Origin of the sequence: Pseudoalteromonas sp. Z9A4 (assembly GCF_011378845.1) — a bacterium.
Lineage (GTDB): Bacteria > Pseudomonadota > Gammaproteobacteria > Enterobacterales > Alteromonadaceae > Pseudoalteromonas > Pseudoalteromonas arctica.
Genome location: NZ_WTLA01000006.1, coordinates 135,380 through 156,666, shown reverse-complemented (window position 1 = coordinate 156,666; position 21,287 = coordinate 135,380). Strand labels below are relative to the sequence as shown.

General features: G+C 39.4%; 18 protein-coding genes and 5 tRNA genes. 5 read left to right on the top strand and 18 right to left on the bottom strand.

The genetic code is table 11. The annotated features are described in order from the left end of the window. Window positions 1-38: 38 nt before the first annotated feature. From GQR54_RS07145 to GQR54_RS07095, 11 genes are all read right to left on the bottom strand, one after another. Window positions 39-1,940 carry a SurA N-terminal domain-containing protein gene (locus tag GQR54_RS07145; RefSeq protein WP_166376981.1) on the bottom strand — a complete coding sequence of 634 codons (1,902 nt, stop codon included), beginning with the start codon at window positions 1,938-1,940 and terminating at the stop codon, window positions 39-41. A 171-nt stretch (window positions 1,941-2,111) separates the two neighbouring features. Next, window positions 2,112-2,402 carry an HU family DNA-binding protein gene (locus GQR54_RS07140; RefSeq protein WP_157823336.1) on the bottom strand — a complete coding sequence of 97 codons (291 nt, stop codon included), beginning with the start codon at window positions 2,400-2,402 and terminating at the stop codon, window positions 2,112-2,114. A gap of 183 nt (window positions 2,403-2,585) precedes the next feature. Then, window positions 2,586-4,955 carry an endopeptidase La gene (lon, locus tag GQR54_RS07135; RefSeq protein WP_010553844.1) on the bottom strand — a complete coding sequence of 790 codons (2,370 nt, stop codon included), beginning with the start codon at window positions 4,953-4,955 and terminating at the stop codon, window positions 2,586-2,588. 151 nt (window positions 4,956-5,106) lie between these two features. Beyond that, the gene (gene clpX, locus GQR54_RS07130) at window positions 5,107-6,390 is read right to left on the bottom strand and encodes an ATP-dependent protease ATP-binding subunit ClpX (protein ID WP_002958344.1); all 1,284 of its coding nucleotides are present in this window, start codon (window positions 6,388-6,390) and stop codon (window positions 5,107-5,109) included. A gap of 135 nt (window positions 6,391-6,525) precedes the next feature. Beyond that, window positions 6,526-7,143 (bottom strand): ATP-dependent Clp endopeptidase proteolytic subunit ClpP, encoded by a 618-nt coding sequence (gene clpP / locus GQR54_RS07125; RefSeq protein ID WP_024590978.1) that lies wholly within the window; start codon window positions 7,141-7,143, stop codon window positions 6,526-6,528. Between the two features lie 164 nt (window positions 7,144-7,307). Further along, window positions 7,308-8,612, bottom strand: coding sequence for a trigger factor (tig, locus tag GQR54_RS07120; RefSeq protein ID WP_007580935.1), 1,305 nt, complete (start codon window positions 8,610-8,612; stop codon window positions 7,308-7,310). Between the two features lie 378 nt (window positions 8,613-8,990). Further along, a tRNA-Pro gene (locus GQR54_RS07115) sits at window positions 8,991-9,067 on the bottom strand. A gap of 70 nt (window positions 9,068-9,137) precedes the next feature. Beyond that, a tRNA-Pro gene (locus GQR54_RS07110) sits at window positions 9,138-9,214 on the bottom strand. Window positions 9,215-9,228: 14 nt separating this feature from the next. Then, window positions 9,229-9,304, bottom strand: a tRNA-His gene (locus tag GQR54_RS07105). A 23-nt stretch (window positions 9,305-9,327) separates the two neighbouring features. Continuing rightward, a tRNA-Arg gene (locus tag GQR54_RS07100) sits at window positions 9,328-9,404 on the bottom strand. A gap of 56 nt (window positions 9,405-9,460) precedes the next feature. Next, window positions 9,461-9,537, bottom strand: a tRNA-Pro gene (locus tag GQR54_RS07095). A gap of 352 nt (window positions 9,538-9,889) precedes the next feature. Between GQR54_RS07095 and folD the strand changes: the two genes are divergently transcribed. Continuing rightward, window positions 9,890-10,744 carry a bifunctional methylenetetrahydrofolate dehydrogenase/methenyltetrahydrofolate cyclohydrolase FolD gene (gene folD / locus GQR54_RS07090; protein ID WP_002958348.1) on the top strand — a complete coding sequence of 285 codons (855 nt, stop codon included), beginning with the start codon at window positions 9,890-9,892 and terminating at the stop codon, window positions 10,742-10,744. Window positions 10,745-10,816: 72 nt separating this feature from the next. Here the strand turns inward: folD and cysS are convergent, their stop codons facing one another. Then, complete coding sequence (gene cysS, locus GQR54_RS07085) at window positions 10,817-12,196, bottom strand: cysteine--tRNA ligase (RefSeq protein ID WP_007580933.1); 1,380 nt, start codon at window positions 12,194-12,196, stop codon at window positions 10,817-10,819. 155 nt (window positions 12,197-12,351) lie between these two features. Here cysS and GQR54_RS07080 point away from each other — a divergent pair, with 155 nt between their 5' ends. The 3 genes from GQR54_RS07080 to GQR54_RS07070 all read left to right on the top strand — a co-directional run bounded on the left by GQR54_RS07080 (window position 12,352) and on the right by GQR54_RS07070 (window position 14,508). Continuing rightward, entirely contained in the window at window positions 12,352-12,843 is a 492-nt protein-coding gene (locus GQR54_RS07080) for a peptidylprolyl isomerase (RefSeq protein WP_007580931.1), read from the top strand. A gap of 87 nt (window positions 12,844-12,930) precedes the next feature. Further along, complete coding sequence (locus GQR54_RS07075; RefSeq protein ID WP_166376980.1) at window positions 12,931-13,668, top strand: UDP-2,3-diacylglucosamine diphosphatase; 738 nt, start codon at window positions 12,931-12,933, stop codon at window positions 13,666-13,668. A gap of 54 nt (window positions 13,669-13,722) precedes the next feature. Next, on the top strand, window positions 13,723-14,508 hold the full coding sequence (locus GQR54_RS07070; protein WP_166376979.1) for a transporter substrate-binding domain-containing protein: 786 nt from the start codon (window positions 13,723-13,725) through the stop codon (window positions 14,506-14,508). On the opposite strand, the gene miaE is transcribed toward GQR54_RS07070, so the two are convergent. Then, complete coding sequence (gene miaE / locus GQR54_RS07065) at window positions 14,505-15,272, bottom strand: tRNA isopentenyl-2-thiomethyl-A-37 hydroxylase MiaE (protein ID WP_024608612.1); 768 nt, start codon at window positions 15,270-15,272, stop codon at window positions 14,505-14,507. The genes GQR54_RS07070 and miaE overlap by 4 nt on opposite strands. A 206-nt stretch (window positions 15,273-15,478) precedes the next feature. On the opposite strand from miaE, the gene GQR54_RS07060 reads away from it, so the two are divergent. Beyond that, on the top strand, window positions 15,479-16,078 hold the full coding sequence (locus tag GQR54_RS07060; RefSeq protein WP_166376978.1) for a Yip1 family protein: 600 nt from the start codon (window positions 15,479-15,481) through the stop codon (window positions 16,076-16,078). Between the two features lie 115 nt (window positions 16,079-16,193). On the opposite strand, the gene purF is transcribed toward GQR54_RS07060, so the two are convergent. The 5 genes from purF to accD all read right to left on the bottom strand — a co-directional run bounded on the left by purF (window position 16,194) and on the right by accD (window position 21,221). Further along, window positions 16,194-17,720 carry an amidophosphoribosyltransferase gene (purF, locus tag GQR54_RS07055; RefSeq protein ID WP_166376977.1) on the bottom strand — a complete coding sequence of 509 codons (1,527 nt, stop codon included), beginning with the start codon at window positions 17,718-17,720 and terminating at the stop codon, window positions 16,194-16,196. Between the two features lie 18 nt (window positions 17,721-17,738). Beyond that, the gene (locus GQR54_RS07050; RefSeq protein ID WP_007376853.1) at window positions 17,739-18,233 is read right to left on the bottom strand and encodes a CvpA family protein; all 495 of its coding nucleotides are present in this window, start codon (window positions 18,231-18,233) and stop codon (window positions 17,739-17,741) included. A gap of 195 nt (window positions 18,234-18,428) precedes the next feature. Further along, complete coding sequence (locus GQR54_RS07045) at window positions 18,429-19,040, bottom strand: SPOR domain-containing protein (RefSeq protein ID WP_166376976.1); 612 nt, start codon at window positions 19,038-19,040, stop codon at window positions 18,429-18,431. Window positions 19,041-19,051: 11 nt separating this feature from the next. Next, window positions 19,052-20,320 carry a bifunctional tetrahydrofolate synthase/dihydrofolate synthase gene (gene folC / locus GQR54_RS07040; protein ID WP_166376975.1) on the bottom strand — a complete coding sequence of 423 codons (1,269 nt, stop codon included), beginning with the start codon at window positions 20,318-20,320 and terminating at the stop codon, window positions 19,052-19,054. Window positions 20,321-20,345: 25 nt separating this feature from the next. Further along, a complete protein-coding gene (gene accD, locus GQR54_RS07035) occupies window positions 20,346-21,221 on the bottom strand; it encodes an acetyl-CoA carboxylase, carboxyltransferase subunit beta (protein WP_007376856.1) in 876 nt (291 codons plus the stop codon). Window positions 21,222-21,287: the final 66 nt, after the last annotated feature.

The following is a 21,287-nucleotide window of genomic DNA, read 5'->3' as shown; positions in this document are numbered from 1 at the left end:
GCGCTTTAAAAGCGCCTTTCTTTATGAGCTAAAATTAATTATTCAACAGTTTGTGTAGCCGTTGGTAAGTTAAGTTCAGCATTTGCTTTAAGCGCTTCAATAAATACCATGTAGTTTTTATTAGCTTGCGCCATAGTAATGCTTTGTTTTGCTTGTGGGTCAATATTAGCTGCAACTTGTGCATCTGTTACCGACTTAAGCGCAACAATTGCTGCATCACCATTATTTAAATTAACAAGCTCAACTACCGCAGAACCTGCTGGGTGAGCCATTTTAAATGCTTGAGTCACAATAGCAGGTGAAACAGTGTAGCTTTGACGTGTTAACTGCGCTTCTTGACGAACCGTCAAGCTTTGCTCGTTTGCTAAATCGTTTAAGCTCTTACCTGCTTGTACTTCTGCAAATAAGCTACGCGCTTTTTCTTTAGCAAGCTCAGATGATTTTTCATTAACTAAACGCGCTTTAATTTGCTCGCTTACTTCATCCAGCGCTTTAGTAGCAGCAGGTTTGTGCTCGTTAATACGAACAATAATTGCATGCTCCTCACCAAGCTCAATAACTTCAGAGTTTACTTTATCTTCAAGTAAATCAACTGATGTTAGTGCTGTTACAACTGCAGGGCTGTTTAAAGGCTCTGGTAGAGCATTAAGTGCTAAAAGAGGTGTAGATTTAACTTCCACTTCAGCAGCTTCTGCAGCGTCGTCTAAGCGGTCTGAAATTTCAAATGCAAGTGCGCCCATTTCTGTTTGCTTTTCGTAAAACGCATCTACTTTTTCAGCTTGTTCTAATTCAGCACGTAAGTCAGCTTTAACATCGTCATACGCTTTAACTTGTTGTGGTTGAATGTCTGTAAGTTTAATTATGTGATAACCAAACTCAGAAGCAACAACCTCAGAAATGTCACCTTTGTTTTGCAGTGCGAAAGTCGCGTCTTCAAATGCAGGGTCCATTACGTCACGTTCAATCCATTCAAGGTCGCCGCCCATTTCGCCACTAACGATATCGTCAGATGATGATTCTGCTAACTCAGCAAAGTCTGCACCTTGCTCTAGTTGTGCATGAAGTGCATTGGCTTTTTCTTTTGCTGCATCATCGTCTTCACTGTTATCAATTAAGATATGTGATACGCGACGTTTTTCAGGTTCTATGTACTGCGATTTGTTTTGCTCGTAATACGCTTTAACGTCATCCTCGGTTACCGATTCAACATTAATATCTGCTGCTTTAAGCTCAATATAACTTACTGAAATAAGCTCTGGAGATAAAAATTGTGATGCGTTTAGCTCATAGTAATCAGACACTTCTTGCTCTGATACTTCTACGTCCGCGGCAAGCGCTTCTTTATTAATGACTAAGTAGTCAATACTACGAGTTTGCTGCTGCAGAGCAATTGCGCTTTTAAGCTCGCTCTCTAGGGCAAAGTCTGTACCTGCAACAGCAGATACTACCTGACTACGTGTCATATCTTTACGTAAGTATTCACGAAAAGCATCTGGTTGAAAGTTCATTTGACGAATTACTTGTAAGTAACGATCATTATTAAACTTTTCACCAATTTGAAAGTACGGTAGTTCTAAAATTGTTTTACGTACACTTTCGTCGCTTACGCGAAGGCCTAAATCAGCCGCTAGCTGTGATTGCAATTCTTGTTGTACTAAGCGGTCAACTACACCTTGGCGAATTTGCGCCATGTAATTTGGATCAGCGACAATTTGTGTAAAATATTCACCAAATTGTTGCTCTAAACGGCTACGTTCATTTTGGTAAGCACGGTTAAAATCGGTTTGACTAATTTTAATTCCATTTACTTCAGCAACGGGTTGTTCTGTGGTTTGACCTAAGTAACTACCGATCCCTGCTAAGGCAAAAGATAAAATCACCGCGCCTAAAATTATTTTGGCTACAGGTCCTTGCGAACCTTCTCTGATTTTCTCAAGCATTTGTTTATCTCTTTTTGATCAAGGTATTTTACCTTGTCACATGTAAAAAAAGCGTATCTTACCAGATACGCTTTTTCACTTGAAGTAACTGGCGGTAAAGTTACTTAATTCATCTGTTGTGGTGAATCAGTAACTTTACACTCGCCATAACTAATGTGTTTAAAACAGTGATTAGTTTACTGCGTCTTTAAGCGCTTTACCGGCTTTAAAAGCTGGAATAGTTGCAGCAGCAATTTGGATTGTTTCACCAGTTTGCGGGTTACGGCCTGAACGTGCAGCACGGTCACGTACTGAGAAAGTACCAAAACCAACAAGTGCAACTGAGTCGCCTTCTTTTAGCGCGCCAGATACAGATTCGATGAATGAATCTAGTGCACGACCTGCAGCCGCTTTAGAAATGTCAGCATCAGCTGCGATTTGATCGATTAATTGAGATTTATTCACAATATCATCCTCTTTCATTGTTATTATCAAGAGCGATGGTTTTTTAAACTAACATCACTTTTTTGAAAATTGTAGAGCAAACATTTAATGCTCACATGATTATATTTTTCTTAAGCCTACGCCCCATAAGGGCTAGGCTTGAAAACCAGTGCTTAACTTATCATACCGTTTAGATTTGAAAAGCCCTAAAAAGCACTTTTTTTAGCTTTTTTCTTGGTTTTTAGGTGTTTCGACCGAAAAACTCTCAACAGGATGCACTAAAGCAAGCTTTAACACCTCGTCAATCCAAGTAACTGGGTGAATATCAAGACCTGCCAGCACATTCTCTGGAATCTCTTTTAAGTCACGTTCGTTAATTTTTGGAATGATTACTGTTTTAATTCCACCACGATGCGCCGCCAATAATTTCTCTTTTAAGCCACCAATAGGAAGTACTTCACCACGTAGCGTAATTTCACCGGTCATTGCAACATCTGCTCGTACAGGGTTACCCGTTAAGCTAGATACAAGACCGGTTACCATTGCTGCGCCCGCGCTAGGACCATCTTTCGGTGTTGCGCCCTCTGGTACGTGAACGTGAATATCACGTTTTTCGTAAAAATCGCTATTAATACGAAATGTATCTGCGCGATTACGTACTACCGTCATTGCCGCTTGAATCGACTCTTGCATTACATCACCCAGTGAACCGGTATAAGTAAGTTTACCTTTACCTGGTACAGCCGCACATTCGATTGTTAGCAAATCACCGCCAACTTCTGTCCATGCTAAACCTGTAACTTGACCAATACGATCGCCATCTTCAGCTTTACCATAATCAAAGCGTTGCACACCTAAAAAGTCTTCTAGGTTATCTTGATTGATAGTCACTGTTTTAGTGTCTTTTTCAAGTAAGATATTTTTAACTGCTTTACGGCATAGTTTTGAAATTTCGCGCTCTAGGTTACGTACGCCCGCTTCACGTGTGTAGTAACGAATAATGCCAATAATTGCACTATCTTCGATAACTATTTCAGACTCTTTTAAGCCGTTACGTTTTACTTGTTTAGTAATTAAGTGCTCTTTTGCAATGTTTAGCTTTTCATCTTCGGTGTAACCCGATAAACGAATAACTTCCATACGGTCCAATAATGGGCCAGGAATGTTAAAGCTGTTTGATGTTGCTACAAACATAACATCAGATAAATCGTAATCTACTTCAAGGTAATGATCGGCAAAGTGGCTGTTTTGCTCAGGATCAAGCACTTCTAATAGTGCTGATGCTGGGTCGCCACGCATGTCTGATGACATTTTATCGATTTCATCTAACAAAAATAATGGATTTTTAACGCCCACTTTTGTCATGTTTTGAATTAGCTTACCTGGCATTGAACCAATGTATGTACGACGATGACCACGGATCTCAGCTTCATCACGTACGCCGCCAAGCGCCATACGCACATACTTACGACCAGTTGAACGTGCAATAGATTGACCAAGTGATGTTTTACCAACACCTGGAGGCCCAACTAAACATAAAATTGGTCCTTTAAGCTTATTAGTACGCTGTTGTACCGCGAGGTACTCAATAATGCGTTCTTTTACTTTATCTAAGCCGTGGTGATCGCTATCAAGAATTTTTTGCGCGCCCGCTAAGTCTTTTTTCACTTTAGAGCGTTTTTTCCATGGCACATTAATTAATGTGTCAATGTATGAACGCACTACAGTCGCTTCTGCAGACATTGGCGACATCATCTTAAGCTTATTAAGCTCTGTCGTTGCTTTGTCTTGTGCCTCGCTTGGCATACCCGATTCTTCGATGCGTTTTTTAAGTGCTTCAAATTCATCAGGTACATCGTCAAGCTCACCCAGCTCTTTTTGAATAGCTTTCATTTGCTCATTGAGGTAATACTCGCGCTGAGACTTTTCCATCTGCTTTTTAACGCGAGTACGAATTTTCTTCTCAACTTGCAGTAAGTCTATTTCGCCTTCCATTAATGCCATTAAATATTCAAGACGTTCTGTAACGCTTGAAATTTCTAGCACCTTTTGCTTTTCAGGTACTTTAAGCGGCATATGGGCTGCCATTGTATCAGCAAGGCGTGCTGGCTCATCAATACCTGAAACTGAAGTTAGTACTTCAGGTGGAATTTTTTTGTTTAGCTTTACATAGCCTTCAAACTGGCTAATTGCGCTACGAATAAAAATATCTTGTTCTTTCTCGTCTACCGAATCAGATTCAATAAATTGAGCATTAGCAACAAAAAAGTCATCGTTATCTACAAATTCTTCAATTTGTGCGCGCTGTGTACCTTCAACTAAAACTTTAACTGTACCGTCTGGTAATTTTAATAACTGAAGTACAGTGGCAATAGTACCGATACGATAAATATCATCTTGCTCTGGTTCATCTACAGTTGCATCTTTTTGTGCAACCAAGAAAATTTGTTTGTCTTTGTCCATTGCCGCTTCTAGGCATTTTATTGATTTTTCACGGCCAACAAAAAGCGGGATCACCATGTGCGGGTATACCACAACATCGCGCAGTGCAAGGACTGGGATTTCGACTCGGTCGGTTCTCTCAAGCGTCATTATAGTTTCTCTTCGCACTTCATTTATTTTAAAGATTACTCAAGTATATGGGGATAACCTAATTAAAGTTCAACAATTTTCCCATACTCGATTAAATTAATTATAAAAAAAGGAGCCTAAGGCTCCTTTTTTCATTCAAATAGCTTAAAAACTATTCTGATGCAGCTTTATCTTGTTTATTATTTTCATAAATCAAGATTGGGTCTGACTCACCTTTAATAACGGTTTCATCAATAACCACTTTGCTTACGTCATCCATTGAAGGAAGTTCGTACATAGTATCAAGTAACACACCTTCAACGATTGAACGAAGACCACGTGCACCTGTTTTACGCTCCATTGCTTTGTGGGCAATTGCAGCTAAGGCATCATCGCGAAACTCAAGTTCAACGTCTTCCATACCAAACAATACTGAGAACTGTTTAGTAATCGCGTTTTTAGGTTCACTCAATATTTGCACAAGAGCAGCTTCGTCAAGTTCTGTTAACGTAGCAACTACTGGCAAACGACCTATAAACTCAGGAATTAAGCCGTATTTAACTAAATCTTCTGGTTCTACGTCTTTAAAAGTTTCACTTAAAGAACGACTCGCCGCAGATTCTTTTACGCTAACGCCAAAACCGATACCGGTATTTTTATGGCTACGTTGCTCAATTACTTTATCTAGGCCTGAAAATGCACCACCACAAATAAACAAGATTTTAGACGTATCTACTTGTAAAAACTCTTGTTGTGGATGTTTACGACCACCTTGCGGTGGAACAGAAGCAACGGTGCCTTCAATCAGTTTAAGTAGCGCCTGTTGAACGCCCTCACCCGATACATCACGTGTAATTGACGGGTTATCTGATTTACGAGAAATCTTGTCAATTTCATCAATGTAAACAATGCCACGTTGCGCTTTTTCAACATCGTAATCGCATTTTTGTAAAAGCTTTTGAATGATGTTTTCAACATCTTCACCTACATAACCTGCTTCGGTTAATGTAGTGGCATCGGCCATAGTAAACGGCACATCAAGTAGACGCGCTAATGTTTCTGCAAGTAATGTTTTACCACTACCTGTTGGGCCGATAAGCAAAATATTACTTTTACTTAATTCAATGTCTTGCTTAGTCGATTGGTTACGTAGGCGTTTATAATGGTTATAAACGGCAACAGACAATACTTTTTTAGCATGATCTTGACCAATAACATAATCGTCTAAGTGTTTACGAATTTCTTTTGGTACAGGTAGTTTGTCAGACGTATCATGCTTAGGAGCAATGTCTTTGATCTCTTCCCTGATAATATCGTTACACAACTCTACACATTCATCACAAACGTATACTGAAGGGCCTGCAATTAATTTACGCACTTCATGTTGGCTTTTGCCACAAAAAGAGCAGTATAACAATTTATTACTTTTGTCGCCGTCTGTAGGAGTGTCAGACATTCAGCTACCTCATTTTATTACGTTGGCCACCAAAACTGTTGGCGGCTATTTCAATACGCTTTAACTATACCAAAATTTATTGGTTTTCGCATAGTAACTCAAAGTGGCAAACAGGCAATCCTGCTCGCCAAGCGCTTACTTTTTATCGCGATTTGTAAACACAGAGTCTACCAAGCCGTAATCTACAGCTTGCGTGGCACTCATAAAGTTATCACGATCTGTGTCTTTAGAGATAATATCTAATGGTTGGCCAGTATGCTCAGCCATTAAGCGGTTAAGCTTAGCTTTAATAGACAGAATTTCTTTAGCATGTATTTCAAAGTCAGATGCTTGACCTTGGAAACCACCTAATGGTTGGTGAATCATCACACGTGAGTTTGGTAGGCAAAAACGCTTACCTTTAGCGCCAGCAGTAAGTAAAAAAGCACCCATGCTTGCAGCTTGACCTACACATATTGTACTTACATCTGGTTTGATGAAGTTCATTGTGTCGTAAATAGCCATACCCGCAGTTACTGAACCACCTGGTGAGTTGATGTATAAAAAGATATCTTTATCAGGATTTTCTGATTCTAAAAATAGCATTTGCGCTAAAATCAGATTTGCCATGTTGTCTTCAACTTGACCTGTTAAAAAGATAATACGCTCTTTTAATAATCTCGAATAAATATCATACGAGCGCTCGCCTTTCGGTGTTTGTTCAACAACCATTGGGACCAATGCATTTAGGGGATCTGTAATACCAGTATTCATACTTATTTAATTCCTTATGCGCTTATACTTATCCTTATTATAAGGAAGCATAGTTATCGTTTTTCGCAAATTTAGAGCCAAAAACTAAAATGGCCCGGGCACGCTGTATAAACAGAGTAGCACGAGCCATTTAATCGTTAGCGAGAGCTTAAGTCAATGACTTATTAAGCACCTTGCTGTGGATTCATGATGTCATCAAATGCTTTTTCAACATCAGTAACAACTGCTTTAGCTAAAATAGCTTCAACAGCTTGCTCTTCCATTGCTACATTACGCATTTGCTGCATAAGTTGATCATTACCTTTGTAGTATTCTACTACTTCAGTTGGATCTTCGTATGCAGAAGCTACCGTTGCGATTAATGCTTCAACTTTAGCGTCATCAACTTTAATCTCGTTAGCTTTAATCACTTCACCTAATAGAAGGCCAGTTTTAACACGTGTTACAGCTTGCTCGTGGAACAATTCAGCTGGAAGCTCTGGCATGTTTTGAGCGTCGCCGCCAAAACGTTGAGCTGCTTGCTGACGTAGAGCATCAACTTCTTGATCAACAAGTGCTTTAGGCACTTCGATTTCGTTGTTAGCTAAAAGACCTTTGATTGCTTGGTCTTTAACGCTTGCTTTAACCGCTTGGTCTAGCTCACGTGTCATGTTCTTTTTAACTTCTTCTTTAAGCGCGTCTACGCCGCCTTCGGTAACACCGAATTTAGTTGCAAACTCTTCGCTTAATTCTGGTAATTCTTGCGCTTCAACTTTTTTCACTGTGATAGTGAATTGAGCCGCTTTACCTTTTAAGTTTTCAGCGTGGTAATCATCAGGGAAAGTTACATCAGCAACTACTTCTTCGCCTGCTTTTTTACCTACGATGTTATCTTCAAAACCTGGGATCATACGACCTTGGCCAAGTTCTAATGGGAAGTCTTCAGCTTTGCCGCCTTCAAATACTTCACCGTCGATAGTACCCACGAAATCAACTGTTACACGGTCGTTTTCGCCGGCAGCTGCATCAACATCAGCCCACGCTGCGTGTTGCTTACGAAGTGTTTCTAGCATGTTAGCTAAATCTTCGTCAGTCACTGTTACCGCTGGTTTCTCAACAGTAATTTTATCTAAACCTTGAACTTCAACTTCAGGGTAAACTTCAAACGTTGCTGAGAATTCTAAATCTTTACCTGCTTCAAGTGATTTAGGTGCGAATGTAGGCGCGCCAGCTGGATTGATTTTTTCAGAAACGATTGCTTCAATGTAATTACGTTGCATTACTTCGCCAGCAACTTCTTGACGAACTGCAGGGCCAAAACGCTTGTTAATTACAGATACTGGAACTTTACCAGCACGGAAACCATCTATACGCTGTGTTTTTGACAGTTGTTGTAGGCGTTTTTTTACTTCGGTCTCAACGTTCTCTGAAGGAACGGTGATAGTTATACGGCGCTCAAGGCCTTGGGTCGTCTCAACAGAAACTTGCATGATTTACCTCAATATTCAATTTTGGCGACTGTTCGCCTTCCTTTACAAACAAAGTGATCTGCATGAGTCTTGATAAAGTTTAAGCGGTTTTTCACACTTAAAAGCATCCGTCGCTACCATGAGATACCATTGCTGCTTTGCCCTTCGGGCACTATGTTAAACAATAGACGCGGCATTATAACCTAATATTTATGATAGTCGAGTATAGGGGGCAATTATTTGGACTAGATAAGGGACTATAGAGACTAACTGAATAAAAAACAGGCTAACTAGGCATTGAATGAATTAAAGTAGAAATTATTTAATAGAATTATAGGCTAACGTATACAGATTTATAACTTAGAGGAATTTACTTCTTATTATTATTAGATAAGAAAATGGTCGGCGATGCAGGATTTGAACCTGCGACCCCTTGGACCCAAACCAAGTGCGCTACCAAACTGCGCTAATCGCCGACATTGAAGAGTTAACTTCTTTTTTCATACTGAACACTTAAACTGAGAGTTTAAGACCATTTTAAGAAAATGGTCGGCGATGCAGGATTTGAACCTGCGACCCCTTGGACCCAAACCAAGTGCGCTACCAAACTGCGCTAATCGCCGATATTCGTTGTAAATGGGGTGACTGATGGGGCTCGAACCCACGACAACCGGAATCACAATCCGGGGCTCTACCAACTGAGCTACAATCACCGCTATATTTACATGTTTTCAAATGGTGCACCCAGAAGGATTCGAACCTTCGACCCACGCCTTAGAAGGGCGTTGCTCTATCCAGCTGAGCTATGGGCGCATCGAAAACTTCATAGTTTACCAATAAGCTATTCGATTATAATAAATTATAAAAAATGGTCGGCGATGCAGGATTTGAACCTGCGACCCCTTGGACCCAAACCAAGTGCGCTACCAAACTGCGCTAATCGCCGAAACTTATTATTGTTAGCGAGTGACCTCGTTGACAACGGGGTGCATAATAGTGATTTGACGGGGTTAGGTCAAACGTTTTTTTAATAAAACCAATCAAGTGCTCATTTTTAGTGCACAATGGTTAAATATTACAATAGTAGGCTGAAATTTAAACTATTTAATAACTCAAATGTTATATACATTAAAAGCAACTTGGCGCTGCTATGCTTTTCTGCGAAAATAGTAGGCACATTATAAAACGAGTTAAATAAAGAGTATGTTTTCTTTATTAGCATTTTTACCCCTATTTTATTATGCATTCGTTTTTAGAGTATCGGTATCTAGTTAATTAATCCCAATTAAAGGTCACCCATGACGGCAAACATCATTGATGGTAAGGCAATCGCAAAACAAGTACGTAGCGCTGTAGCAGAACGCGTAAGTGAACGTGTAGCAAATGGTTTACGTGCACCAGGACTTGCAGTAGTACTTGTTGGACTTGATCCAGCAAGCCAAGTTTATGTTGGTTCAAAACGTAAAGCCTGTGAAGAAGTAGGTTTTATCTCCAAATCATTTGATTTACCAGCAGACACGCAAGAGCAAACTCTTTTAGATTTAATTGACGAGCTAAATAATGATGCCGAAGTTGATGGAATTTTAGTGCAGTTACCACTGCCAAAAGGTCTTGATGCTGAAAAGATTTTAGAACGCATTACCCCACATAAAGATGTTGATGGATTTCATCCATATAACATTGGTCGATTAGCACAGCGTATGCCTGCCCTTCGCCCATGTACCCCTAAAGGTATTATTACATTACTTGATTCAACGGGTGTACGTTATAAAGGGATGCATGCAGTTGTCGTTGGCGCGTCGAATATTGTTGGTCGTCCAATGTCGCTAGAGCTTTTATTAGCGGGTTGTACTACCACAGTATGCCATAAGTTTACTCAAGACTTAGAAACGCATGTTCGCCGCGCTGACTTATTAGTTGTGGCTGTAGGTAAACCTGAATTTATACCTGGAGATTGGATAAAAGAAGGCGCTATAGTCATCGATGTAGGCATTAACCGTTTAGACACGGGTAAATTAGTTGGTGATGTTCAATACAGTGTGGCTGAACAAAAAGCGCATTTTATTACACCTGTACCAGGTGGCGTTGGCCCGATGACGGTCGCGAGCTTAATTGAAAACACACTTGAAGCGTGTGAGAAATATCACAGCTAAGCTGTTAAAAAATCAAAAAAGGGTTGCCATTTGGCAACCCTTTTTTAGTTGAACGTGAATTACTTTAAACGCTTACGCTTTACGCCACGTTGTTTTACCGGCTGAATCTTCAAGTATTACACCTAACGCATTAAGCGCATCACGTGCTTCATCAGCAGCAGCCCAGTTTTTACTCGCACGTGCTTCATTACGTTTTACAATTAATGCTTCAATTGTCGCAACTTCGTCGTCATCTTGCCCGCCTTGTAAAAAGGCTTCCGGTGCTTGTTGAGCAACACCTAAAACGTTACCAATACTGCGTAATATAAACGCAAGTTGCCCAGCTTGAACTGCGTCACTTTCTTTTACGCGGTTTAACTCTTTAGCAAGTTCGAACAACACAGGTAGTGCTTCTGGTGTATTAAAGTCGTCATTCATTGCTTTTCTAAATTTAGCAACAAACTCATTACCTTCTAAATCGCACTCTACCGGTTCGACATCACGAAGCGCTGTATAAATGCGCTCAAGTGATGAACGCGCTTGGTCTAAATTTTCTTGTGAGTAATTTAGTTGGCTGCGGTAATGACCTGAAATTAAAAAGTAACGAACAGATTCAGGATCGTATGCTTTTAAAACTTCACGCACTGTAAAGAAGTTATCTAACGACTTAGACATTTTTTCTTTGTTTACTTGAACCATGCCAGTATGTATCCATGTATTTACATACTTGCCGTTATTTGCACAGCACGATTGGGCAATTTCGTTTTCATGATGTGGAAACTGTAAATCAGACCCCCCACCGTGAATATCAAAATGCTCACCTAAGTGCTTTGAGCTCATTGCCGAACATTCAATATGCCAACCCGGACGCCCTTCACCCCACGGTGATGACCATGATGGTTCACCTGCTTTTGCTTTTTTCCATAACACAAAATCAAGTGGATCGTCTTTATCTTGCGCCACCTCAACGCGAGAGCCTGATTGCAACATAGTCAAATCTTGCTGAGAAAGCGCACCGTATTGCTCAAACGTTGATACATCAAACAAAACATCGCCGTCGGCTGCAACATAGGCATGGCCCTTTTCAATCAAACGCTTAACCATAACGATAATTTCATCCATATGGCTTGTAACTGTTGGTTCAATATCTGGGCGTAGCATATTTAGGCTATCAAAATCTTCATGCATCGCTTTAGTCATGCGCACAGTTAAGTCGTTTATTGACTCACCATTTTCGTTCGCACGTTTAATTATTTTATCGTCGATATCTGTAATGTTACGTACATATTTCAAATCGTAACCAATATGGCGTAAGTAGCGCACAATAACGTCAAAACCTACAAAAGTACGAGCGTGTCCAATATGGCAGTAATCATAAATGGTGATACCACACACGTACATGTCGATTTTTCCTTCGACCATAGGTTTAAATTGCTCTTTTTGTCGCGTGAGTGTGTTGTATATATTTACCATTTACTTTGAGTCCTTGACTATTTACTTGAACAGTTATGTTACCACTTGAAAAGCCCCTGCTCTAGCGCTTTATAACAAACCAAACATCTACTTTGTTAATCTTAGCCAACTACGATAAAATAGCGCCAATATTTAAACCGGATATAGGAAAACACATGGTTGTTCTACACACTAATTTTGGTGACATCACCATTAAAATGTTTGAGCAAGAAGCTCCAAACACAGTTAAAAACTTTTTAGAGTATGCAAATGCTGATTTTTTCAACGGCACTATCTTTCATCGTGTAATCGATGGTTTTATGGTTCAAGGCGGTGGTTTTGTTCCAGGTATGGAACAAAAAGAAGTAAACGACCCAATTCAGAATGAAGCTAATAATGGCCTGTCTAATAAAGTAGGCACTTTAGCTATGGCACGTACACCTGATCCTCATTCAGCTACAGCACAGTTTTTCATTAACGTGAACAACAACGACTTTTTAAACCACAGCAGCGAAACATCGCAAGGTTGGGGTTATTGTGTTTTTGCTGAAGTAGTAGAAGGCATGGACGTAGTAAATAAGATTAAAGCAGTTGCAACAGGTAGTACTGGTTTTCACCAAGACGTACCTCTTGAAGATGTGATTATCGAAAGCGTTACTGTTAACTAGTAACGTTTACTCATATTATGTGAGTATATAAGCGGGTGTATACTATTAGTATATGCCCGTTTTTTTAAAACTAGAATAGACTGACCTATGACTCGCCAAACTTACTTTATTGCAGATTTACACCTAAGCGAAAACCGCCCCGACATTAGCGCTGCATTTTTTGACTTTTTAAATACACATATATTAAATAAAGATGTAGATGCACTTTATATTTTGGGTGATTTTTTTGAAGTATGGGTTGGAGATGACTACATTACTGCACTGAGTGCCGATGTAGCAAAACATTTAAACGCCGTTAATGATGATGGCACACCTGTTTATTTTATACATGGCAATCGTGATTTCATTATGCGCAAGCAATATGCCGACATGGCCGCAATGACATTACTCGATGAACAAACAGTCATTGATTTATATGGCACGCCTACCGTTATTTTACATGGCGACGAAATGTGCACTCAAGACACTGAATATCAAAATTTTCGTAGAAAGAGCCGTGGTTGGTGGTGGCCAAAATTGATGCTTGCAATGCCGCTTTGGTATCGTAAAAAAATAGCGCGTAATGCCCGCGAAAAAAGTAAGTTAAGCCAAGCTGATAAACCTATCGAAATTTTAGACGTTGTCGATGAGGCAGTACTTGCCACCTTTGCCAAACATAATGTTACGAATATGATTCATGGTCATACTCACCGCCCTAATGTTCATACGTATAAAGTTAATGAACAAACACTTACTCGCACAGTGCTAGGTGACTGGTATACCCAAGGCTCTTATTTAGTCGTTACCCCTCAATCACAAGAATTAATTAGCACGCCTTTCGCATAATTTAAAATTCTGACTATTATTTATCTATATATATGAATAATAGTGAGAGGTTGAATGATTAAGCTGTTAATTTTCATCGTAGTAATTGCCATTCCTACACAAGTATTTAGCAAGCAAACATGGCAAATTGTTACAGAAAACTACCCTCCCTATTTTAGCGAAAACCTACCTAGTAATGGCTGGCTATATGAAATAGCCGAATCAGCTCTTAAAACGCAAGGTATTAATAGCGAAGCCGAGTTTACGACCTGGGACCGCGCTTTAAAGCTATTAGAAAAAAACAGAAAAACCGCTATTTTAGGTGCTTTTTATTCATTAAAAAGAAATGAAATTTTTTACTACTCTCGTCCACTTGCAGTGGCTCACTCAGGAGTTTTCAAACGAAAAGAGAGTGTTATTAATTTCGATGGTACAGTTCAATCATTAACACCTTATAGTATTGGTATAGAAGACAATGCCGTTGTAAGCCAAGAGTTTGCTAGAAATACTGAGCTGGCAATAACGTCCACTAAAAGCCTTCCTACAAGCTTATATTTACTACAACAAGGGCGTATTGATTTAGTCGCGGGTACTAAAGAGGTTGGAAATTATTGGCTTGAACACACTAAAACCGAAGATTCAGATGATAATAATATTGAGTACTTATCGCCAGATCTTGCTTCTCATAAACTATATTTAGTTGTCTCTAAATCAAATTATAGAGCCAAAGAATACTTACAAAAATTTGATAGAGGAATTGATATAATAACTAAAAATGGACGCATTGCTAAAATTATGAAAAAACATAATTTCAGCAATCAGAAAATAACAAAATATATTAATTTTTTAAAAGAAAATTAGCTTTGCGCTATTGGAACACCGCTGTGAAATTTAAAATCAGTATCGGTTGTCGAAATTAGCTCTTTTTCTTTTTCACCAAAAAAGTTTACGCGTTCGGTAATATCAAAATCAGCAATTTCTTGCGCTAAAGTTAAATAATCTTGGTAATGACGCGCTTCTGAACGTAACAACGAAATATAAAAATCACCTAAACGTTTGTCAACATGCGGTGCAAGCTTTGCAAAACGCTCACACGAACGCGCCTCAATATAAGCGCCTACTATTAGCTTATCGACTAATGCATCGGGCTCGAACGTTTTAACATGACGGAGCATGCCTTTTGCGTAACGACATGGTGTAATACTTTGATACTCAACACCGTACTCGTCCATAATTTCGAGCACTTGATAAAAATGATGCAGCTCTTCTTTTATCAGCAAAACCATTTTATCGATTAGACCTTGCCCGTATGGAGAACTCGATTTAGGAATTATTGATTTAGTGAGCTTATTTTTAGCAGCCAGATCGCGCCAATTCCCTTCTCGTTTGTAAATAAGCGTTTCAAATGGCTTTAGCCACTCGAGTAATGCATCACTACCCTCTTTATCTACCGCGTATTTACGTATTAAAAACATCGCACTTTGAGCTGCTTTTAATTCACAAATTAAGTGATCTATTAAAATGACTGATAAGTTTTCTTTTTTAATTGCTTGCTCCACCCATTGCTCTGGGGTGGTACACAATAAAAAGTTATTAATCGGCTCTAAAAGTTGGCTATGTGGCACGTTGACTGCTCATTACTAAATAAATTTGATAGACCGTTATTTTAACACGAAATTTTGCTTGGGATAAATCAAAGCCCTGTTTTGCGTCTAAATGTTAATAGCGAGTTAACTTGACTTTGCAAAATAAGTGAACCATAACTGTACATAGACTGTATAAAAATAAACCAATCAAAACAATAATACGTTCCTTTTATGGAGTAAGTACTATGATACTAAATCACCTCTGGGGCATTTATGCTCACCCACTTGAAGAATGGCAAACAATAGATAATCGCCATGAAAGTTTAACCTATAGTTTGTCGCATATTTTACTGATTGCTTTATTTCCTTCAATAATGGGCTACTACTCATCTGTTTATTTAGGATGGAGTATAGGTGCAGGCAATCCCGTATTTTTAACGCACGATAGTGCACTGCTAATTGCAGGTGCAATGTATTTTGCTTTAATAGCGGGTGTTTTTGCATTGGCATATTTAGCCCATTGGATGGCGGTTACATTTGGGTCTAAACCTACATTTACACAAACACTTGAACTTGCAGCATATACTGCAACACCAGTGTTTATGTCGGCACTCGCCGCTTTTTGGCCTGTACTTTGGTTTGTAGTGTGTATTGGAATTATTGCACTGGCTTACTCGGTCTATTTACTATATACCGGCGTACCAATACTTATGCATATCCCAGAAGAGCGTGGCTTTATTTACGCCAGCTCGGTAGTAACGTGTGGATTAATATTACTGGTTATTATTTTAGCTATAACAGCTATGCTTTGGACAAATGGGATTGTTAGCCCAATGTTTACTTAATAAAGTTTACCTAATAATGAGTCGTGTTTGATAGAAATGTTCCCTTTCTTTCCTTCGCAAAAAAGGAGCTAATTAGCTCCCTTTTTTTGTGTAACGACTTTTTATTAACTAACTATTAATCAGCTTCATTTTCGTCTTGGTTGTGTATCTCTAAACCTGAAGACATCGCACTTTCGCGGGTGCTTTTTGCAGAATCGTTACGTAGCTTATCAATACGATTTAAATAGTTTTGATCAATATCGCCAGTAATATATTGGCCATCAAATACTGAAGTTTCAAACTTAGTAATTTCAGGGTTTTCTTGGCTAACCGCAGCAATTAAATCTTTTAACGATTGAAAGATTAAACCGTCAGAACCAATACTTGCATTAATATCTTCAACTTCACGTCCGTGAGCAATAAGCTCAGCTGCTGAAGGCATATCAATACCGTACACATTAGGGAAGCGTATTTCAGGTGCCGCTGATGCAAAGTAAACGTTTTTAGCACCAGACTCTCGGGCCATTTCAACAATTTGTGCTGATGTTGTACCACGAACAATTGAGTCATCAACCAATAATACGTTTTTACCTTTAAACTCGCGATCAATTGCGTTTAGCTTTTGGCGCACTGATTTTTTACGCATCTCTTGGCCTGGCATGATAAATGTACGACCAATATAACGGTTTTTAACAAAACCTTGGCGATACGGTAAATCAAGTACACGTGCGATTTCCAGTGCTACATCACATGAAGTTTCTGGGATTGGGATAACTACATCAATATCTTTGTCAGCCCATTCACGTGCAATTTTTTCGCCTAGTTTAGTCCCCATGTTTACGCGTGTTGCGTACACAGACATACGGTCTATTGTTGAGTCAGGTCGAGCAAAATAAACAAATTCAAAAATACACGGCGAGTAAGATGCCTTATCAGCACAACTAAGTGAATGGAATTCACCTTCTTCTGTAACATATATAGCTTCACCAGGGGCTACATCACGTACAAACTCAAAACCGTCCGGTTTCAACGCAACGCTTTCTGAGGCAAACATGTACTCAGTACCTTTTTCGGTTTCGCGTTTACCAAATACAAGTGGGCGAATACCATTAGGGTCGCGAAAAGCAACAATGCCGTGGCCGATAATCATAGCAATAGTTGCATAACCACCGCTTACTTTATTGTTTACTTCGGTTACCGCAGTAAAAATATCTTCAGGGTCTAAATGCAACTTATCAGATTTGCTTAATTCATGTGCCATGACATTAAGTAAAATTTCAGAGTCTGACGTTGTATTAACGTGACGACGTGCTTCTGAGAATAACTGCTCTTTTAAAGCTTCTGCATTAGTAAGGTTGCCATTATGGGCAAGTGCTATACCAAACGGTGAGTTAACATAAAAAGGCTGTGCTTCAGATGAGCTTGAAGATCCTGCTGTAGGATAGCGCACATGGCCAAGACCAATTGTACCTTGTAGTCGTTTCATATGACGAGTGTGAAAGGCATCTTTCACTAAGCCATTTGCTTTGCGTAAGCTAAACGTATTATTCTCAATGGTAATGATACCCGCGGCATCTTGACCACGGTGCTGCAAAACAGTTAAGCCATCATAAATCGCCTGATTCACAGGGGATGTTCCGACTATTCCAACGATACCACACATGTAATTTATCCTCGCCGATTAACGGTTTACTGAATTTAAAAAGCTCGAGTTGTTTTCTAGGTACGAAAAGAACCATTCAACTACAAAGCCAAATTCTGGAATCAAAATAGAATTGCCCCACCAGTGCGTATTGGGTGCACCAGTAAAAGCATCAAGAAAGAAGAGTAACGCGCTCACGACCAACACGCCTCGTAGAGCACCAAACACTATGCCAAAAACACGGTCGGTACCCGATAAACCAGTACGATGTACAAGCTCACCTAAAATATAGTTTAGTAAACCGCCTAACAGTAGCGTCGCAAAGAATAATATGGCTATGGCCGCAGCATTTCTTAAAAGGGGTTCAGAAATGGTTGTTAGGAAGGAAGCTAAATATTGGTAAAATAAGCTAGAGATGATAAAGGCGCCAGCCCATACCGCTAATGACATTGCTTCTTTTACAAAGCCGCGTATTAAACCGATGATGGTAGACAATGCAATGATGCCAATAATGGCGTAATCAACCCAGATCATAAGAACCAATTAGTCGCTAATTTGGGGCGCATTCTATACCCAAACATCGTTAGTATGCAAGTTTAAACGGGAGATTACTGGGTTGTAGTTAATACAAAAAATTAACATTATAGAATGGGTATTGTGAGATAAAGATAATGATAAAAACAAATATAAATAAATAAAGAAAGGCTTGTGATACAAGCCTTTTTATAATTATTTCGTTACTGTGTATTGCGTAACTTTACCATTTAATTTAGTAAGCACTTTCAGCTGAGGAAGCTGCTTTTGTAATTCATTTTTATCAAGCGAAGGACCAACAAACACCTTAGTTAACGTCCCATTTGGGGTTTTAATCGGTTTAGTAAACGTTTTAAACCCTTTAACTTTTAATTTAGCCTGTAATGCTTTTACATTTGCAGCATGTGAAAAACTACCTAATTGAATAACGTAAGCCATACTTGTTAGGTTTTCATCACTTTTACGGGGCGCAATAGGTTTTGGTTTAGCTTTGGGTTTAATAGTCGCTTCAACAACTTTCTCCTCTACAGCGTAGTCACTCTCATCCATCGCGCTTTGCTGCTCAAAAGCTTCATCGTCAGCTTGAATGTCTTCAATTTCATCTTGCTTTAGTGGCTCAGCATTAGCCATGTTTTCATCAATTGACTCTTGAAGATCGATTGTTTTGAACTCAGGGCGATCAGGAATCGCTTTAAAGCCTTCTTTATAATGCACTTTTTCGCCATCGAGTATATTAGGGATAAACACAATTGCTGCGATCACTACTATACTTGTTCCGACTAAGCGATTAATAAAACTTGAGTTCACCGACATCCTCTCTATTTTTTAAAGTAATTAATAGCGCCGGCCACTGTAAAAAATGAACCAAATACAATCAACATAGTATCACTTTGTTGTTTTGGTAAAATTACACTCAGTGCCTGTGCCACACTATCATAGCTATTGATAGTATTATGATGATGAGATATACCCTGCAGCGCATTTTGTAAATTGCTTGCAGTGTCGCCTCGCGGACCACTTAAGCTCGCTAATGACCACTCATCGACCAAGTGACATACTTCTTTAAGTACACCCACTTTATCTTTATCAGCAAGCATAGCGGCTAATGCATGAATTTTAAAGCCTTTATCTTTAAAGCTTGATAACTTATTGGCTAAATAACGCGCCGACTCAGGGTTATGTGCTACATCGGTAAAGACTAAAGGCTCAGCGCTTAACTGCTGAAACCGCCCTTCTACCACTAAGTTAGCGAGGCAACTTCGTATGACTTGCTCACTAGGTAATAAGCTTAAAACACTTAGCGCAGTTAACGCCGTTGCTGCATTTTGACACGGTATTGCTGGCTTATCTATTTCAAGATTATGTTCTTTATATTGCCAATTAAAGCTCTCAGCATTTTCTTTGAAAATAAAGTCACTGCCCGACAACGTCATATTGGCATTAATTTCTTTGCCATAATCAGTCATTGTGTGAGGAATATTTAAATCCCCTATAATAGCAGGCGTGTTTTCACGAAAAATACCGGCTTTGTCATAAGCCACTAACTCTCGCGTATCACCTAGGTACTCTTTATGATCTAAATCGATAGTGGTGATCACACTTGCAAAGGGAGTTACTATATTTGTAGCATCAAAGCGCCCGCCTAGACCAACCTCTAGTAATACATAATCGACCTTACAGCGTTTAAAAATTGCCAACGCACCCAAAGTTCCATATTCAAAATAAGTCAGAGGAGTGCCTTTACGGCCTTGCTCAAGCTGGTGAAAAGCATCTATATGAAATTGGTCTGCCAGTTCTTCGCCATTAACTCGTACACGCTCGTTATAACGAATTAAATGAGGTGATGCGTAAGTACCCACGCTAAAACCTTGCGCTAGTAGTAGCGACTCTAAACAACGTGCAGTGGTGCCCTTACCGTTTGTACCGGCAATAAGAATAATTTTACTTGGAGTGTTTAAAAGGCCAATATTGTTGGCAACATTAGCAACTCGTTCTAAGCCCATTGCAATGTTAGCTGGGTGAACACTTTCTAAATAAAAAAGCCAATCATCAAGGCTTGATGATTGGCTAGGAATTGTTTTTGTCATAGCGTGTAATCAGTAAAGCTGAAATTTACGCTACTCTATGCTCTTGTTCCGTAGAAGGCAAGTTCATAAATTTAGCTAAAATGCGTGCAAGGGTATCGCGCATTTCACGGCGGTCAATAATCATGTCAATTGCACCATGTTCTAGCAAAAATTCACTACGCTGAAAACCTTCAGGTAATGTTTCGCGAACAGTCTGCTCAATAACACGAGGACCTGCAAAACCAATTAACGCTTTAGGTTCAGCAACGTTAATATCCCCCAGCATAGCAAGTGATGCAGATACACCACCCATTGTCGGGTCGGTCATTACTGAAATAAATGGAAGACCTTTTTCCGTCATTTTTGCAAGTGCAGCACTTGTTTTAGCCATTTGCATAAGCGACATAAGCGCTTCTTGCATACGTGCTCCGCCTGATGCAGAAAAACAAATAAGCGGCATGTTATGCTCTAAACATTGATCAACAGCATCAACAAAGCGAGCGCCAACAACAGAAGCCATTGAACCACCCATAAATGAGAACTCAAATGCTACCGCTGCCACTGGAATACCTTTTAATCGGCCTTTCATAGCTACAAGTGCATCTTTTTCACCACTTGCTTTTTGGGCTGCACTGATACGGTCAGAGTACTTTTTAGAATCTTTAAACTTAAGAATGTCTTTAGGCTCATGTTGTGTACCAAGCTCTTGACGATCACCTTCATCTAAAAAGTGCTCTAGGCGCTTACGGCCACTAACACGCATGTGATGGTCACACTTAGGACATACGTTTAATGACTTTTCTAATTCAGCTTTATATAAAATTGAATCACACGATGTACACTTAGCCCAAACACCTTCTGGGATTTCTTTACGACCTGATGATTTTGTCGTTTTAGGTAAGATTTTTTCTAGCCAACTCATTTGCAACTCTCTTAATACTGTTCTGTGTCGCGAGCCTGCTAATAGCAATTAGCAGACAAATTTTTT

Coding starts and splice junctions, on each gene's coding strand:
- lon (WP_010553844.1), bottom strand. CDS start 4,955: ATGACGCTTGAGAGAACCGACCGAGTCGAAATCCCAGTCCTTGCACTG.
- GQR54_RS07060 (WP_166376978.1), top strand. CDS start 15,479: ATGATACTAAATCACCTCTGGGGCATTTATGCTCACCCACTTGAAGAA.
- clpX (WP_002958344.1), bottom strand. CDS start 6,390: ATGTCTGACACTCCTACAGACGGCGACAAAAGTAATAAATTGTTATAC.
- GQR54_RS07050 (WP_007376853.1), bottom strand. CDS start 18,233: ATGATCTGGGTTGATTACGCCATTATTGGCATCATTGCATTGTCTACC.
- tig (WP_007580935.1), bottom strand. CDS start 8,612: ATGCAAGTTTCTGTTGAGACGACCCAAGGCCTTGAGCGCCGTATAACT.
- GQR54_RS07075 (WP_166376980.1), top strand. CDS start 12,931: ATGACTCGCCAAACTTACTTTATTGCAGATTTACACCTAAGCGAAAAC.
- GQR54_RS07145 (WP_166376981.1), bottom strand. CDS start 1,940: ATGCTTGAGAAAATCAGAGAAGGTTCGCAAGGACCTGTAGCCAAAATA.
- folC (WP_166376975.1), bottom strand. CDS start 20,320: ATGACAAAAACAATTCCTAGCCAATCATCAAGCCTTGATGATTGGCTT.
- clpP (WP_024590978.1), bottom strand. CDS start 7,143: ATGAATACTGGTATTACAGATCCCCTAAATGCATTGGTCCCAATGGTT.
- GQR54_RS07070 (WP_166376979.1), top strand. CDS start 13,723: ATGATTAAGCTGTTAATTTTCATCGTAGTAATTGCCATTCCTACACAA.
- purF (WP_166376977.1), bottom strand. CDS start 17,720: ATGTGTGGTATCGTTGGAATAGTCGGAACATCCCCTGTGAATCAGGCG.
- cysS (WP_007580933.1), bottom strand. CDS start 12,196: ATGGTAAATATATACAACACACTCACGCGACAAAAAGAGCAATTTAAA.
- folD (WP_002958348.1), top strand. CDS start 9,890: ATGACGGCAAACATCATTGATGGTAAGGCAATCGCAAAACAAGTACGT.
- accD (WP_007376856.1), bottom strand. CDS start 21,221: ATGAGTTGGCTAGAAAAAATCTTACCTAAAACGACAAAATCATCAGGT.
- GQR54_RS07080 (WP_007580931.1), top strand. CDS start 12,352: ATGGTTGTTCTACACACTAATTTTGGTGACATCACCATTAAAATGTTT.
- GQR54_RS07140 (WP_157823336.1), bottom strand. CDS start 2,402: ATGAAAGAGGATGATATTGTGAATAAATCTCAATTAATCGATCAAATC.